Source organism: Marinobacter daepoensis DSM 16072 (genome assembly GCF_000421165.1).
Taxonomy (GTDB): Bacteria; Pseudomonadota; Gammaproteobacteria; order Pseudomonadales; family Oleiphilaceae; genus Marinobacter; species Marinobacter daepoensis.
Genome location: NZ_ATWI01000009.1, coordinates 1 through 14,567 on the forward strand (window position 1 = coordinate 1; position 14,567 = coordinate 14,567).

At 52.8% G+C, this 14,567-nt stretch carries 18 protein-coding genes and 1 tRNA gene; 16 read left to right on the forward strand and 3 right to left on the reverse strand.

Features of this window, described 5'->3' with window-relative positions:
• Positions 1-305: 305 nt before the first annotated feature.
• From K325_RS0105490 to K325_RS0105545, 12 genes are all read left to right on the forward strand, one after another.
• Positions 306-791, forward strand: coding sequence for a GNAT family N-acetyltransferase (locus K325_RS0105490; RefSeq protein WP_211218138.1), 486 nt, complete (start codon positions 306-308; stop codon positions 789-791).
• A 115-nt stretch (positions 792-906) separates the two neighbouring features.
• Entirely contained in the window at positions 907-1,269 is a 363-nt protein-coding gene (locus K325_RS0105495) for a hypothetical protein (RefSeq protein ID WP_029653265.1), read from the forward strand.
• A gap of 103 nt (positions 1,270-1,372) precedes the next feature.
• Entirely contained in the window at positions 1,373-1,999 is a 627-nt protein-coding gene (locus K325_RS0105500; RefSeq protein WP_029653266.1) for an FMN-binding negative transcriptional regulator, read from the forward strand.
• 87 nt (positions 2,000-2,086) lie between these two features.
• Positions 2,087-2,737 carry a glutathione S-transferase family protein gene (locus K325_RS0105505; RefSeq protein WP_029653267.1) on the forward strand — a complete coding sequence of 217 codons (651 nt, stop codon included), beginning with the start codon at positions 2,087-2,089 and terminating at the stop codon, positions 2,735-2,737.
• Positions 2,738-3,169: 432 nt separating this feature from the next.
• Positions 3,170-3,502 (forward strand): antibiotic biosynthesis monooxygenase family protein, encoded by a 333-nt coding sequence (locus K325_RS0105510; RefSeq protein ID WP_228128393.1) that lies wholly within the window; start codon positions 3,170-3,172, stop codon positions 3,500-3,502.
• Positions 3,503-3,614: 112 nt separating this feature from the next.
• Positions 3,615-4,001 (forward strand): tautomerase family protein, encoded by a 387-nt coding sequence (locus tag K325_RS0105515; protein WP_029653269.1) that lies wholly within the window; start codon positions 3,615-3,617, stop codon positions 3,999-4,001.
• Between the two features lie 101 nt (positions 4,002-4,102).
• Positions 4,103-4,528, forward strand: coding sequence for a GNAT family N-acetyltransferase (locus K325_RS0105520; protein ID WP_029653270.1), 426 nt, complete (start codon positions 4,103-4,105; stop codon positions 4,526-4,528).
• A gap of 75 nt (positions 4,529-4,603) precedes the next feature.
• On the forward strand, positions 4,604-4,975 hold the full coding sequence (locus K325_RS0105525; protein WP_156836570.1) for a hypothetical protein: 372 nt from the start codon (positions 4,604-4,606) through the stop codon (positions 4,973-4,975).
• Positions 4,976-5,016: 41 nt separating this feature from the next.
• Positions 5,017-5,694 carry a class I SAM-dependent methyltransferase gene (locus K325_RS0105530; RefSeq protein WP_029653272.1) on the forward strand — a complete coding sequence of 226 codons (678 nt, stop codon included), beginning with the start codon at positions 5,017-5,019 and terminating at the stop codon, positions 5,692-5,694.
• Positions 5,695-5,981: 287 nt separating this feature from the next.
• On the forward strand, positions 5,982-6,392 hold the full coding sequence (locus K325_RS0105535) for an iron-sulfur cluster assembly scaffold protein (protein ID WP_156836571.1): 411 nt from the start codon (positions 5,982-5,984) through the stop codon (positions 6,390-6,392).
• Between the two features lie 56 nt (positions 6,393-6,448).
• A complete protein-coding gene (locus K325_RS0105540) occupies positions 6,449-7,639 on the forward strand; it encodes an NAD(P)/FAD-dependent oxidoreductase (protein ID WP_029653274.1) in 1,191 nt (396 codons plus the stop codon).
• Positions 7,640-7,678: 39 nt separating this feature from the next.
• The gene (locus tag K325_RS0105545) at positions 7,679-8,128 is read left to right on the forward strand and encodes a DUF1641 domain-containing protein (RefSeq protein ID WP_211218139.1); all 450 of its coding nucleotides are present in this window, start codon (positions 7,679-7,681) and stop codon (positions 8,126-8,128) included.
• A 240-nt stretch (positions 8,129-8,368) separates the two neighbouring features.
• On the opposite strand, the gene K325_RS0105550 is transcribed toward K325_RS0105545, so the two are convergent.
• Positions 8,369-8,445: transfer RNA gene (locus K325_RS0105550), tRNA-Val, on the reverse strand.
• Between the two features lie 43 nt (positions 8,446-8,488).
• Positions 8,489-9,448 (reverse strand): DMT family transporter, encoded by a 960-nt coding sequence (locus K325_RS0105555; RefSeq protein ID WP_029653276.1) that lies wholly within the window; start codon positions 9,446-9,448, stop codon positions 8,489-8,491.
• A gap of 129 nt (positions 9,449-9,577) precedes the next feature.
• On the opposite strand from K325_RS0105555, the gene K325_RS0105560 reads away from it, so the two are divergent.
• Together K325_RS0105560 and K325_RS0105565 are read left to right on the forward strand one after the other, a co-directional pair.
• Positions 9,578-9,976, forward strand: a complete 399-nt coding sequence (locus K325_RS0105560) for a 6-pyruvoyl trahydropterin synthase family protein (protein WP_029653277.1) — start codon at positions 9,578-9,580, stop codon at positions 9,974-9,976.
• A 176-nt stretch (positions 9,977-10,152) separates the two neighbouring features.
• Positions 10,153-10,566, forward strand: coding sequence for a helix-turn-helix domain-containing protein (locus tag K325_RS0105565; protein ID WP_029653278.1), 414 nt, complete (start codon positions 10,153-10,155; stop codon positions 10,564-10,566).
• Positions 10,567-10,574: 8 nt separating this feature from the next.
• Here the strand turns inward: K325_RS0105565 and galU are convergent, their stop codons facing one another.
• Positions 10,575-11,411, reverse strand: coding sequence for a UTP--glucose-1-phosphate uridylyltransferase GalU (galU, locus tag K325_RS0105570; protein WP_029653279.1), 837 nt, complete (start codon positions 11,409-11,411; stop codon positions 10,575-10,577).
• A 424-nt stretch (positions 11,412-11,835) separates the two neighbouring features.
• Here galU and K325_RS0105575 point away from each other — a divergent pair, with 424 nt between their 5' ends.
• Both K325_RS0105575 and K325_RS0105580 read left to right on the forward strand, forming a co-directional pair.
• On the forward strand, positions 11,836-12,933 hold the full coding sequence (locus K325_RS0105575; RefSeq protein ID WP_169441762.1) for a ShlB/FhaC/HecB family hemolysin secretion/activation protein: 1,098 nt from the start codon (positions 11,836-11,838) through the stop codon (positions 12,931-12,933).
• 89 nt (positions 12,934-13,022) lie between these two features.
• The gene (locus K325_RS0105580) at positions 13,023-14,561 is read left to right on the forward strand and encodes a glucan biosynthesis protein G (RefSeq protein ID WP_029653281.1); all 1,539 of its coding nucleotides are present in this window, start codon (positions 13,023-13,025) and stop codon (positions 14,559-14,561) included.
• The last annotated feature ends 6 nt before the right edge of the window (positions 14,562-14,567 follow it).

Below are 14,567 nucleotides of genomic sequence, written 5' to 3' on the forward strand. Positions count from 1 at the left end.
AAGAAGGTGCAGGGCCAGTGGCAGCTATACTGCCTGGTGCACAATATTGAGAAGCTGGCGAATTACGGGCGGATGGCGGCGTAATGCCGAGAGTGGAAGTCCCGGAAAAGTACCGGCTGGAAACCAGCAATGCCGGCTCCAGAAGCCCCAAAAGGCCGAAGCGAATGACTGAGCATCGAAATCACGGTAATCGGCCACTTGATGGCTGCGATAAAAATGACAGGAATCAGTCGTTGGGAATGACTCGGAATCGGGTTTTTCTACAGCTTCGTTAAGCAGCAATCGAAAATATGGAACCAGTGATCATGATCAGGGATGTGATCTTCCCCGCGGATAGTGAAGAGTTGAAAGCGCTCATTCTAGAGTATGCGGATTGGTTAAATATCGATCTTTCGTATCAGGATTTTGAGGGCGAGATGGCCTCACTCGAGGCTTTGTTCTCGCTTCCCAGTGGCCAATATACGTTTGCCATTGTGCAATCGCAGGTGGCCGGCGGGGTTGGTTTTCGGCAACTTGATGAGCACACCGCAGAGGTGAAGCGCCTTTACGTACGGCGCGAGTATCAGGGTAGGGGGCTTGGGCGTCAGCTCATGGATAACCTTTTGATTAAGCTGAAAAGCCTTGGGTATATCAGAGTTGTGCTGGATGCTGTGCCGCCCACGAAAAAAGCTCAAGAACTGTATGAGCTAATGGGGTTTCGGGAAACTGAGCCGTATTTTTTCAACCCAACGCCCGATACTAAATTCTTTGAATTTGATCTCTTGGGTAGTTGTCCGGAGAGCAATACTTAACAAGTGCGTCAAATACGTTCCGGGCCGAAGGCCCTCCACCGGACGGCTTTCTCTCCGCTTCGCTGCGTAAAAGCCGCCGTTTACGCAGGCGTTATGCACTAAATTGAGTACCAGCATGGACGTAATCGCAGAGTCCGCAAAACTGCACAGTCAGGCGTGGAGTGACCAGAGCAGATTCACTGAATGTTTGGAGCAGGCGGCAGGGCTGCTCAAGCAAGCTTATGAATCTGGAGATACCAGCTCTCTACTTATCAATAACTATGCAGCCGTGCTTTTGGACTTGCATCGAGATTTTGACGCCCTTGAATTACTGCGGCTTTGTGATCCGGATTTTTCTGAATTCTGCGCAAACTACGCCATAGCGGTCGCAAAAGCAGCTTACGATATCGACCTAATCCGCCATTGGAACCAAGCTGCGTCAAAATACCCCAAAGACGAAAGAGCTATTGTCGCTTACATGGACTGGCAAGGACTGTAAATGCATAACAAGCGCTGTTGTCGGACTGCTTTTCCGCTGCGCTACAAACCAGCCGCAAAGCGCGGCGTAGCTGCGCAAGGACTCTACTCAGGAGCATAAAAGGATGTATGTCCCGAATCACTTCAAAGAAGAAGACCAAGAGAAGCTTCAACAGTACATTCGCGATTATGGATTTGGGCTACTCGTTATCGCAGACGATGAAGGGATCGAGGCCAATCACGTACCTTTTCATCTGACCTCTGGGGCAAACTATTCTCATAGATATCTTCAGTGTCATCTGGCCCGCAGTAATCCAGTCTGGAAACGCATGCAGGGCGGAGCTCAAGTGCTCGCAGTTTTTCAGGGGCCAGACGCTTACGTTTCACCCTCATGGTACCCAACCAAGGTTGAGACAGGTCGGGTTGTCCCAACATGGAACTACCTGGCTGTCCACGTGCAAGGTAGCGCTCGGATAATTGAGGATCTAAGCTGGTTAAAACATCATCTAGAGCAGCTAACAAACCAGCATGAGTCGCAAATGGTAGCTCCTTGGTCCGTGGATGATGCACCAACGGATTTCACTGAACGTCTGGTGCAGGCTATTGTCGGCGTAGAGATTAAAATTGAAGCTCTGACGGGCAAGCTGAAAGCAAGTCAGAACCAACCAGAGCGGAATCGGGCCGGTGTCAAAGATGCTCTCGAGACCGGAGATGGAGCGCAAAACCGTGCAATGGCCAAGCTCATCAGCTAACCAGGGGCTGTTGTCGGACGGTTTTTCCGTCGCTTCGCTCCTACAAAGCCGCCGCAAAGCCCAGCGTTATATTTCAAGGAGTGAACTTTGGAGCTCGTAATAGGAAATAAAAATTACTCGTCATGGTCGTTAAGGCCTTGGCTACTTTTGTCAGTCCACAAGTTACCTTTTAGGGAAGTGCGGATTCCGCTGAATCAAGACGACACATACACTGCGCTTGCCCAGCATACCGATGCAGGGAAAGTCCCGGTTCTCAAAGACAATGATCTGGTCATCTGGGATTCGCTGGCAATTTGTGAGTATATTTCCGAGCAGTACCTGGACGGCCGCGGATGGCCGAGTTCCGTTCGTGCGCGAGCAGAAGCAAGATCTTGCTGCGCAGAAATGCACTCGGGTTTCACAGAAATTCGAGGCCAATTGCCAATGAATTGTCGCGCAATCGGACGCAAACTTCCTCTTAATGCAGCCCTTGAACGAGAGACAGCTCGGATAGACCGAATCTGGTCGCAGTACCGAGAAACCTATTTGAGTGCGGGCCCGTGGTTGTTCGGTGAGTTCTCTATTGCAGATTGCATGTTCGCTCCAGTTGCGTCGCGATTTAAAACCTACGGGGTCAAGGTCTCGCCGGTATCTACAGAATATATGCAGTTTGTCCTCGACCATGAACAAATGAGGGAGTGGGTTAGCCAAGCTCACGATGAGCCTGAAACCATAGACGTGTCCGAGGTGGGAATATAACAATCACAGTCACGGCGACGTCTATTACATTGTGCCTTCGCCTCCATTCCATGGGCGCGCATGCTGCGGGCGTTATGCGGAGTTTTTCGGGAACAAAGGGGTAGGGCAATGGAGTGTGAAATGTTGCCGCCATGGCTGAAATATCCTGAGATTCCTCCGGGGTCAATCGGCTGGCGAATGGGGCCAGGCGAAGACTATTGGTATAGTTTTGTGGATTGGTTTGGTCATCTTAGTGGCGGAGAGAGGGAGTTGTACCAACGGCGTTACCCGAAGTCAGAAGGTTGGGAGGTGTTTTGGCCATATATTCCTGATAAGCTGGCAGCTAGTTTCTATAAAAATCAATAAAATCAATCGATTACGTTATTTCCTTGCCTCCGCTTCGCTACGTCAAGGCCACCAGTGCGCTCAGCGTTACAAATTAAAGGATAGTGTATGCAAATTATCGCCAGAGAATGGAAATGCCGAGTGCCAGAAGTCCACAGTAAAGGGTTTACAGACTATCTTTATGAAACTGGGATCAAAGATTCTTCCGCGACTCCCGGATTTCTCGGCGCACAGATTTTTCGCCGCTCCTTTGATGATAAAGTTGAGCTCACTTTGATTACATACTGGGACAAGCTCGAATCAATAGAGGCCTTTGCTGGCAACGATATTTCGGTAGCGCGCTTGTATCCTGAAGATGAAGTTTATCAGCTTGAGCCTGACCTCTCGGTGCAGCACTATGAGGTCATAGAGCGTCAGTTCATAACAGAGCATCGGGAGTAAACGGAGGTACTTGATTTGTGACCAGTCAATCAAGTTCGCTCTGGCCCCTGTCCTCTACTGGACGCTCTGGTTGAACACCGATTTATTAGCGTCACACATTGCAGGAGGCATCGTGATAGTCATCTATGGAATCAAAGAACACCTTAACCCGATCAAGGCTCAGCTCTCTGAGGTTATTCACGGATGTATGCAATCCGTGCTGGGTATGCCGGAAGACAAACGGGCTCACCGTTTTATCCCTATGGAAGCCGAGGATTTTTATTACCCTGGTGGCAGGACACCCGCCTACACGGCCATCGAGATCAATATGATGCAGGGGCGAACTCCCGAGACCCAAAAAGCTCTGATCAGGGAGCTCTTCAACAAGATTGAGTCCGCGGTTGGTATATCACCCGTGGATATTGAGGTCACTATCAAGGAGCAACCATCCCACTGTTGGGGTTTTCGTGGAATGACCGGAGATGAGGCGCGCGATCTCAAATACTCGGTCAACGTCTAACAATGTGGTCAGGGATCCCAACTACCCCTCTGACGCTTAATTCTGAAGTACACAGCAGGCCCCAGGTCTGCTTCCTGTTATGAGTACCAGGGAGTAACCAAATGATTCGCGGTTATCGGGCAGCCGATATTGATCAAGTCTTGGAAATCTGGCTATCTGCATCGATTAAAGCCCATCACTTCATAGACTCTTCGTTTTGGACATCGAAGGTTAGTGAGATGCGTGAAGTGTATATTCCTGCATCGGAGACGTTTTTGTATGAGGTTGAGGGAGAAGTCGTTGGCTTCTATAGCCTCTATGAGAACAACCTTGCTGCGATCTTCATAGTGCCTGGCTTACAGGGCAAGGGGCTGGGTTCGGACCTGATTGATGATGCTAAGAATAGGCGAGAGCGCTTGCAGCTTGCTGTTTACAAAGAAAACACTCCAAGCATTGAGTTCTATGGGAAACACGGATTCACTTTGCTTGGAGAGCAAATTGATGAACACACCGGACACTCTGAGCTCATCATGGAGTACTCTTCGTAGCACGGCGCAACAGAATGCACTGGAAGTCCATGTGCGCATACCGTGTCTTTAGTTTTCGTGAGTAGGACCAACCAAGTGACCAAAGGAGCACCAGTGAATCCAATTGGGAATGAACTTAGCCAGTTACTAAATAGCCTTGATAAAATTGGGAAAATCAACGAAGAAATTGGGGATACCGATGTCAGGGAGAAAATGAGTAAAGCCATTCATCGTACATTTATCGAACCAGTGGGTTCGTATGAGCTTCCAGATGAGTTTGGTATGTTTTCTGATGAAGCAAATAGGTTAGTGAAGTCAGCCCTTGAATCCTTCATCAATAGTGTCATTCCAAAAATTGGATCAGCGGGACTGGCTTCTGAGAGTGAACGAATGGATGCATTTCAGGATGATGACATCGAATCAAGTGAAGGCATGTACTACGACGATTACTTTGGTTATGCAGGGTAATAAATAGTATAAAACGCTATAAGGACCAGGGAGGGTCAAAGGTGGAGTTAGCAAACATTGTCCCATGGGGCCGCTCATTCGAAGAATACCGGGCAATGTTCGAACTGTCGGAACAGGATCTGAACAAGCGAATTCTTGGTTGTGGCGATGGGCCTGCAAGCTTCAATGCAGAGGCGACCAAGCGAGGGAGCAAAGCTATATCATGCGACCCAGTGTATCGATTCAGGGCAAAGGAGATACGTCGCCGTATTGATGACGTGTATCCAGATATCATGGATAAGATGAGGCAGGGGAAAGGCCAGTATATCTGGGATTCATTGGGCAGTGTCGAAGAACTTGGGCGAGTTCGTATGAAAGCCATGTTCTCGTTTCTATCTGACTTCGATGCTGGGTATCGCGAAAGACGGTATGTAGCGGCGTCTTTGCCTTCGCTCCCTTTCCCGGACGCTGGCTTTGATCTGGCCCTCTGCTCTCACTACCTCTTCCTTTACAGTGACCACGTCGGCGAATCTGTTCATCTGGAATCAATGCGGGAGCTTTGCAGAGTGGCTTCTGAAGTTCGCGTCTTCCCCGTTATCTCTCTGGATGGCACTGTATCGAAGCACTTGAGTTCGGTTGTGACGGCACTATCCGCAGAGGGGATTGATGTATCGCTACGGCCTGTGAGCTACCGTTTTCAGAAGGGCGCCACAGAGATGCTGGTGGCAAAGACTGGATAACCGGGTGAGATACGGTAAGGCATGTTAAATCCGAGGGGCGAAGCTGGACTTCGGAGGCGGCAGGAAATTTCTGGCTTGGCCAACCATGCAATGTGTTTTCGGAATGCACTCGCTTCCCTGAGCGCCACGTTTGGGGCGATAAGTATATCGTTGTGCCTGAATCCGGAGCGCGGTTTGTCTTTTTAATTCCATCTGGTACTGTGTTAATAACTAATAAATAGAAAAAGCGAGGTTGTCCCTTGGGTGTGGAGAGTGTGAAAAGCGCGCTCAGTGCCGAGGAGTTCGTGTTGAGCCTGAAGCGCTATACCGCGCTGGTTCGCCGTGACCGCCGGTTAAAGGGCGGGTGGGTGCGAACAACCACAGTACATAGTCGGCAACTGTGTGGTAGCCGCCTGACTCTCGACGCAATGTTTGAGAATGGCAGGGTTCAGGAGTTGGGTTACAGGGTCCGGGCCTGCTCGTTAGGTCAGGCCACAACGGCCATCGTTTATAGCCGCGCTCCCGGAATGACTGCCGATGAGTTGGAGGCAGTTCATTCCCAACTTATTCAGATCCTGAAAAACAACCTCCCCACCAGAGACGCTTTGATCTGGCCTGAACTGGCCATTTTCCAACATGCGGCATTTATGCCCGCGCGACATGATTCCGCCTTACTGCCCTTCAGGGCACTACAAGAACTCTTTGTAACCGAGGAGTAATAAGAACGTTCTGGAAGTGAGAAAACGAAACATCTATATCCAGGAGAAGGTCTGTTATGGTTCAGAATATTATTGTGGTGGGGGGCGGTATTGGCGGCACAATGACCGCCAATAATCTGGTTTCGAAGCTCTATCCTGAAATTGTCCGGGGCAAAGCCCGGGTGACCCTTATATCCAACAGTCCCTGGCATTACTATAAGCCGGCTTTCATGTATGTGGCATTTGGGGCGTTTTACAAAAACGAACTGCGCCGCCCACAAGCCTCACTGCTACGGCCCGAGGTGAATTTTGTGCTTGATGAGGTTGAGGGGTTCGAGTTCAAAAGCAGTCGCCTGAGAATGTCCTCGGGTAAGACGTATGACTACGATTACCTTGTGGTCTCAACTGGTTGCATTCCTTCGCCGGAGCGCATTGATGGTCTTAAGGAAGCTGGCGACCATTTCTATCAGCACGACCCTGCCCGCCAACTCTACAAAAAACTGTCCACGATCGAGAAAGGGCGCATCTTCATTGGTGTGACTTTCCCCACAACCCCAAACGTTCCGCACCAGTGTGGCATTGCACCGATGGAAACCACGCTGATGATTGACGAGTTCCTGCGTCGGCGCGGGGTTCGGGAGCAGGTGGAGATTGTTTACACTTACCCCACCATCTCTCAGCTGATACGCAACTGTCTGTTTTTACAAAAAAATACCGGTGAAGTTCTGCCGTCTATCTTTGATTCAAAAGATATTCGCTATAAGCGCGGATTCACTTTGGCGAGTGTCGATCCGGCGCGCAAAGTGGCGATTTCCGAGGAAGGCGCGGAAGAAGACTTTGACATCCTGATTCAGACGCCACCGATCCGGGCCGTGGATGCGGTGCTCAACTCTGGTGTTTCTGAGGCGCCTAACAATGAGGGTTGGTTGCCAACTGATCGGCAGACAATGCAACTCGAGGGCTTTGAGAACGTGTTTGTGATGGGGGATACGGTGGATCTGCCCATCAGTAAGGCCGGAGGAAGTTGCCACAACCAGTCACCGGTGGTGTGTGACAACATTGCTGGGCTCATGCGGTATGGCGAAACTCCGGCAGAGTACGACGGCAAGGTGCAGGCCATTGCCCAGATGGGCATGGAGGCGGGTATGCCGCTCTGGTACGACTACGATGTTGACGTGATCCCAACGCCACCCACGAAAATTGGCGGTTTGATGCGTAAAGGCTTTAACCGGGGTGTTTACTGGTCTGTGGCCCGGGGGTTGGTATGACATTCTGGTTTGGTGATCTGACTGATAAGGAGTTCGAACATGAGCAATGAATCGAATACAACGACGGCGCCCCGGTCGCTTGGTCAGGCATTGGAAAGCGTACCAGCACTGCAGGACCCGGCTACGGTTGATGGGCTTGCTGACCTGATCACGAAAGCTGCGCCGCTCATTCAGGGTGGGCGGCTTCACAATATTATTGATCTGCTGGCCGCCACCTCCGACGTGGTCGAAATGGCGGATGAGGCCATGGTTCAGAAACTGATGGCCTTGTACGAGGACGGGGTCAGCAGTGTGTGGGCGTTGAGCAACACGTTAAGGTACGCCTCAGCCCAGGCGGCGCAGGAAGATACGCCGCCATCGGTCTGGAAGAGCCTGCGCCGGCTGAATCAGGACGAAGATGTGCGGCGGGGGCTGAATGTGGCTCTGAACGTAATTGCCGAATTTGGCCGGCAGTCACGTGCCAGCTATGGCCCCATGCCTGAAGACTAACGTTGCTGGAGGTCTCGCTGTTGCGCATGGCGCGTGGCAGTGAGGCCAGGACAGGTTCGATCTCAGCTAAACGCTGCTCTTCCTGTCTGGAGTTGACGATGGCTGCAGATCGACGTTTTACCGAGAGGCTCACATACTTTGTCGGTGGGTTGCCAGGATGAGGTGTAGAAGTGTTTTTGTCCAGAAACAAAAAAGCCAGTTCTCACGAGGGCCGTAAGTAACTGACTTTCTTCGCAGGATTGGTAGGACCACCCAGATTCGAACTGGGGACCTCTACCATGTCAAGGTAGCGCTCTAACCAACTGAGCTATGGTCCTGTCCTGCAACGGGGAGGAAATATACGGATTTCAGACCCCATGGTCAACCTCTTTGCGATGGATTTTTTGCTTTCAGTAAAGCTTTGATGGCCCGGCTCAACGCGTTCCAGCGATTAACGAGAAGAGCGGCGAAGATCAGAGCGCAGCCGGCCACCTGTAGCGGCGCCATGGTTTCTCCGAACCAGAGGACGGCAAACACCGCCACCCACACGGGTTCGAGTATAAGAATAACGACCCCATGGCTATGGATGGAGAGGCTCTGGGCATAGGTCTGTAACAGGAAGCGCCCGGCGGTAGCGATCAGGGCGCTGGCCAATACCCAGAAATAGAGCATGGGGTCGGTGTTTGTCAGTGTTGGTACCCAGGGTTCACTGATGGCAGATTCCGCGAAGGTAACCGTGCCAACGGTCAGAAGCGCAATCGCCGTGAGAGGTAGCGCGGGTACCTTCTTTTTTTCGACGGTTTGGCCATTTTTGTCCACGAAGGATCGTTGATTGGCAGCCCGGGTATTCAGGGTGAAATAGAGGGCGAAAATGGTCGCGGCCAGCACGAAGTTGATCTGGCCCGGGTCCGGGCGGAAACCATTTTCGAGCGACAGCAGAGCAAGGCCGGCCACCGCAATGGGGATAGCCATCCAGGTGCTCAGAGGTTGTGGCTCGCCAAACACAATGCGGGCGATGACGGGCACGATTACCACGCCAAGGCTGGTCAGGAAGGCGCCTTCGCCCATGCTTTCGGTATGGTACAACCCCATGATCCAGCAGGTCATGGCGATACCGAACACGAAGCCGACGCCCAGGCTACGCAGTACCTGGTCCATACTGAGTTTCAGCAGGGAGGGCAGGGCCAGTACGGCGAGAAAAGCCCCGGCGATGAGAAAGCGGCCAGCCATGAACATAAGCGGCGGCATCATCAGCACAGCTTCTTTGGAGAGTACCCAGCCAATGGCCGCCAATAGCGTGACCAGGACCAGATACAGATCGGATTTATGAGCATCAGACATGATTGAACCGGGATCAGGGAATAAGCTGAGGGTCCAATCTATAGTTTGCGAACTAAAAAAGATAGCAGCGAAAACCGAGGGAGGGGTGGGCTCACTCTGTGATCGCATTGCTTACTGAGAGGAAGCGGTATGTTTGGCCTGACTGTTCGAGACCACATGAAGATTGCCCATAGCTTCAGGGGCGCGGTGTTTGGCTTGGCCCAAGGTCTGCATGGTGCGACCTACGTGGTGGATGTGAGCTTCGAGCGTCACGTTCTGGATGACAACGATCTGATCGTAGACATCGGCCAGGCTTCGGAATTGCTGAAGGAGGTGTTGTCTGAGTTCAACATGAAAAACCTTGATGACATTCCAGAGTTTGCCAGCAGGAATACGACGACGGCATTCATGGCCAAAGCGGTTTTTGATAGCGTGGCAACTGCCATCCATGCCGGGCGGTTGGGTAAAGGCGGTGAGGGGGTGGTCAGTCTCAAAGTAACGCTCAGCGAATCTCACGTGGCATGGGCCAGCTACCATGCCGGGATCTGAGCTCTGGTTCGTAGAGGGTGCGCCGCTCTGTCTGTCGTGGGTTGTCCGTGCCGGCTCAACTGCCACGTTGTCATACAAGGCACGGCTTCGGGATAGGCAGATTGTGTACAAAGCGCTATATACGATACATTTCCGGTTTGATTCACCGTCGCAAACTTTTTCAGGGGCACGGAGCCATGCGGTACCTGCAATCTTTTAACCGTCGTCTGCGTCGTATCCGTGAGCAGGATCAGTTGTCCCTTATGGATGTGGCCGACATGTGCGGGGTAAGTGAAGCTTGTGTGCGCAGCTGGGAAGCCACAGAGGCCCGACAGCGAAGCTATCCTGGTGTCAGTGAGTTGCTGGATCTCTGTTTTAAAACAGAGACGCCACTTGAGCGCTTGCTGGATATGGACGATGGCGAAGACGGTCAGCTTGAGTTACCTGGGCTGACCTTCAGTACCAGCGATGATCTGTCTGTGGCGCTGAATGCGCTGGAAGAGGAACTCAGCCGGGTTCAGCTTAGTGATGAAGAAGCGGAGCTGCTGCGCCGGTTCCGCAAGACGAATGCGGATAACCGGCGCATGGTGGTGCAATTGCTGGGCGGCTGAGGTTGCTGTTATTTGCCTTTCTTGTAGATGTTTTCGTACACGTAGTTGGTTGCGTCTACAAACCCATCGATGCTGCCACAGTCAAAGCGCTGGCCTTTGAACTGATACGCCAGCACGCAGCCATTTTTGGCCTGTTCCAGCAACGCATCGGTAATCTGCACTTCGCCATTTTTGCCCGGCGGCGTGCGCTCGATAATATCGAAGATGTCGGGTGTCAGAATGTAGCGGCCAATGATTGCGAGGTTGCTTGGCGCATCCTCCGGAGCCGGTTTTTCCACCATGTCAGTGATCCGGAAGAGGCCATCTTTCATGGACTCACCTGCAATCACACCATATTTGTGGGTTTCGTCGGCCGGAACTTCTTCGATGGCAACGATAGAGCACCGGAACTGGTTATAGAGTTTGACCATCTGGGTCAGAACGCCATCGCCATCTTCAGGGCCTACGCAAAAATCGTCAGCCAGCACAACTGCAAACGGGTTGTCGCCAACAAGATTTCGCCCGGTCAGGATCGCGTGCCCGAGCCCTTTCATCTCATTCTGCCTGGTAAAGGCAAAAGAGTTGTTGTTGATCAGATCGCGGATGGACGTTAGCAAACCTTCCTTTCCTGTGCCGGCAATCTGGTGCTCCAGCTCGTAGCTGATATCGAAATGGTCCTCGATGGCACGCTTGCCGCGCCCGGTTACAAACCCGAACTCATGAATGCCTGCATCGGATGCTTCTTCCACCCCGTACTGGACCAGAGGCTTGTTAACGATGGGTAGAATTTCCTTGGGCATGGCCTTCGTGGCCGGCAGGAAGCGGGTGCCGTATCCGGCGACCGGGAAGAGGCACTTTCTGATCATGATGTTCGTCCTTAATCTGTTTGTTTGTTCAACGTAGCCACAAAGTGTGCCAAGTGTAACCAAGTTGTATCGGGAGTTGGAGGCTTATATTGCGGAGTGTTGATTTATGGTAATTCTGTGGACGAGTGCCGCACGCTTGTGAATCTATGATAACTCTAGAAATTTGATTCAGTACCGTATTTAACTACATGATTATTTTGAACATTAAATTTGTAAAGTTGTTGTGCTCAGGGGTGGTCGGGGGCGCGTGCATCTTTTAAAGTAGCGCCGGGTTAACGCCTTTACATTATTTGGAAACGGTCCCGGATCTTGCCAGGTGCATACATTGATCGCTAAGCCAGCACATCAACGCGCCCTTTTTACCACACTTTTTTTGTGCGCAGTCGCTCTGTGCCCCGCTACTGGTGCGGCTTCGGGTCCTGTAATGACTGCCTACCCGAATCTGACTTCTCAGCAGGCCCTGTTGCCTGAGGACAGTCTGAAGGCAACTCGCCAGCATTGGTTGCGCTCAAAAATGCAGTTTTCAGGCCGAACCAACCGGGATGCGGATCAGCTGGATGGTGCGCTCAATCTGGGCCTGAACGGTTTGTTCTGGGCGAATCATCGGGCTGATGTGCGTTATAGCGATGCCAGGGCCTATCGGGCAGGTAATGAGCGTAAGGTATTGGGGTTCAGCTATGGCCTGCCAGTGGGCAGCAATCATCTGGATTTCGAGGTTAAGAATACTGAGTATGAAGAGGTGTCACGGTCCGATGGCTCCCGTTTTCAGAAGGAGGGGCGTACCCGGAACGTGATGTTTACGGGGCGTCGAACTTTGTTCTCTACATACGGTTACCAGTTTCTTGGGCGTGCAAATTATTCCTCCGTGAACCAGTACTGGACCCGTAGAACCGATGAGGTTCATCGGTCCAGTTATCAGCTTTCTACGCTCGGGCTCGAAGCTCGCGGGCGGCATGACTTGCTGGGAGGCTTTAGTCTGAACAGTGGCCTGAAAGCTGTTACCGGGGTTGAAACCGAGGTAGAAGGTGCCGCCGAACGGGGTCGGGAATGGCGCGACGAGCAGTTCGGGCGGGTGGTGCTCAATGCGTCCCTTGGCCGTGAACTGCTTGCCTGGCAGTGGGGGCTGGATGGTCAGTATCAGATGGCTTCGTCCGATATTCCCGGTTCTCAGCGTCTGCGTGTGGCGGGGGCGGCTCTTACCTCCGGCTTTAACGGCCAGTCTCTCAGGGTGGCAGAAGGTGGCTGGTTGCGCCTGGGCAGTCGCAGCCCGGAGTTTAGCGTGCCCTTTCTCCCGCGTCTGTTATCCAGTGTGCGGGTTTCGGTGCTCCGTGGCTGGGTGCCCGACGAATCGTTCCAGCAGGAGGATGCTGGCAGGGTCACCTCCGGCGAGCTGTCATGGGGGCTCTCAGCACGTCAGTTCAGCGCGGATGTCAGTGTCGGGCGGGTGTTGAACGCCACAACTGACGCCATTGTTGTTCCAGATCACCCAGACGTACGGTTCTCTATGAGCCTGCAAATATAGTGTCGACACGCTTACAAAGTTGTCACTTGTAGAGGCCCTCGGGCGCGGTGCTACATTGAATGCACACACCGCAAACCGAGGAAGGAACGATGCGTTCAGGGACAGTATGGCTGGTGGTTCTGGGGCTCTTGTCATGGTTTCCCCTTCAGGCTCAGGCTTTTCAGTTTCAGGATGTGGTTGAGAAAGCCAGAGCAAGCGCCAAGTCCGCTTACGAGGCTCCTGCGACCATACCTGATTTCATGGCAAACCTGAGTTACGACGAATATCAGTCTATTCGTTTTGACCCAGGTCAGAGCTTGTGGCGTGACGCCGGCTCCAGATTTCAGGTTATGCTCATTCCAGCCGGTAAATTCTATACCCGCCCGATTAGCCTCCACGTGGTGGATGGCGAGGGGGTTCAGAGCCTTCCTTTCGAGAAAAAACGGTTCAACGTTTCTGACGACGCGCTTGGAAAACGAATACCGGCAGACCTCGGCTACGCCGGTCTGAAACTGACGTTTCCGTTTGATGGCCCAGGGGTCGCCAATCAGTTTCTGGTTTTTGCTGGCGCCAGCTACTTCCGTGGCGTGAGCAAAGAGACGGCCTTCGGTTTGTCGGGCAGGGGAATTGCGGTGGATACAGGCTTGCCTTCAGGCGAGGAATTTCCAGACTTCACCGAATTCTGGCTTGAGCGTCCGGCTCCGGACAGCGACCACATGCGCATCTACGCACTGCTCGATGGCCCAAGTGTAACGGGAGCCTATCAATTTACGGTATACCCGGGAGGTCAGACCCGAATGGATGTCAAAGCCCGGCTTTTCTTCCGGGACTCAACGGAATTGCTAGGTCTGGCCCCGCTCACCTCGATGTTCTACTACGGTGAGAACACCCCGCGCCCTTTGGGTGAGTGGCGACCCCAGGTTCATGACTCAGACGGACTGCTTATTCATGACGAGCAATCTGGTGAGTGGCTGTGGCGGCCCTTGATCAACCCGGAGCGGTTGGCAACCAGCTACCATCAGACCGGGCGGGTTGGTGGTTTTGGTCTGATTCAGCGGGATACTGAGTTCCGCCATTTTGAAGATCTTGAAGCGCGTTATGAACGTCGTCCGAGTGCCTGGGTGAGTGCGGGCGGAGACTGGGGTGAAGGGCATGTTGTGCTTGTTGAAATCCCGACCGACGATGAGACCAACGACAATATCGTTGCCTTCTGGAGCCCGGGGCGCCCGGTGAACGCTGGCACGACGAGGGAGTTCGATTATTCGGTTCGTTTTGGGGGGCTGGATGTGGCGGATCATCCCGGTGGCAAGGTGGTGAATACCTTTGTAGGGGCTGGCGATCGCATTGGCGGTGGAGATCAGGAAGGTGCCTACCGGGTTCTGGTGGACTTTGCCGGCGGGGCTTTGTCGGAACTGGGTGCTGAGGCGCCGGTGGTCAGCAAGGTAAGCGGGGGCGAAGGGGTGGAAGTGCTGGAGCACTTTGTAGAATGGGTCGAGCCGGAAAACCTCTGGCGAATGTCGGTGCTGGCTAGGCCCGAGCCCGGCCGTGCGCTTCAGTTACGCGGGTTCCTGACAGTGGACGACGACGTTGCGACAGAGACCTGGAGTTATTCCTTGCCGACGGGCACTGGTCTGAGAAAAGAGCTCTGAGCAGCG

What these genes read in the sequence shown, in the direction of transcription:
- K325_RS0105490 (WP_211218138.1), top strand. Translation starts at nt 306, where the DNA reads ATGATCAGGGATGTGATCTTCCCCGCGGATAGTGAAGAGTTGAAAGCG.
- K325_RS0105495 (WP_029653265.1), top strand. Translation starts at nt 907, where the DNA reads ATGGACGTAATCGCAGAGTCCGCAAAACTGCACAGTCAGGCGTGGAGT.
- K325_RS0105500 (WP_029653266.1), top strand. Translation starts at nt 1,373, where the DNA reads ATGTATGTCCCGAATCACTTCAAAGAAGAAGACCAAGAGAAGCTTCAA.
- K325_RS0105510 (WP_228128393.1), top strand. Translation starts at nt 3,170, where the DNA reads ATGCAAATTATCGCCAGAGAATGGAAATGCCGAGTGCCAGAAGTCCAC.
- K325_RS0105520 (WP_029653270.1), top strand. Translation starts at nt 4,103, where the DNA reads ATGATTCGCGGTTATCGGGCAGCCGATATTGATCAAGTCTTGGAAATC.
- K325_RS0105540 (WP_029653274.1), top strand. Translation starts at nt 6,449, where the DNA reads ATGGTTCAGAATATTATTGTGGTGGGGGGCGGTATTGGCGGCACAATG.
- K325_RS0105545 (WP_211218139.1), top strand. Translation starts at nt 7,679, where the DNA reads ATGAGCAATGAATCGAATACAACGACGGCGCCCCGGTCGCTTGGTCAG.
- K325_RS0105555 (WP_029653276.1), bottom strand. Translation starts at nt 9,448, where the DNA reads ATGTCTGATGCTCATAAATCCGATCTGTATCTGGTCCTGGTCACGCTA.
- K325_RS0105560 (WP_029653277.1), top strand. Translation starts at nt 9,578, where the DNA reads ATGTTTGGCCTGACTGTTCGAGACCACATGAAGATTGCCCATAGCTTC.
- K325_RS0105565 (WP_029653278.1), top strand. Translation starts at nt 10,153, where the DNA reads ATGCGGTACCTGCAATCTTTTAACCGTCGTCTGCGTCGTATCCGTGAG.
- galU (WP_029653279.1), bottom strand. Translation starts at nt 11,411, where the DNA reads ATGATCAGAAAGTGCCTCTTCCCGGTCGCCGGATACGGCACCCGCTTC.
- K325_RS0105575 (WP_169441762.1), top strand. Translation starts at nt 11,836, where the DNA reads ATGACTGCCTACCCGAATCTGACTTCTCAGCAGGCCCTGTTGCCTGAG.
- K325_RS0105580 (WP_029653281.1), top strand. Translation starts at nt 13,023, where the DNA reads ATGCGTTCAGGGACAGTATGGCTGGTGGTTCTGGGGCTCTTGTCATGG.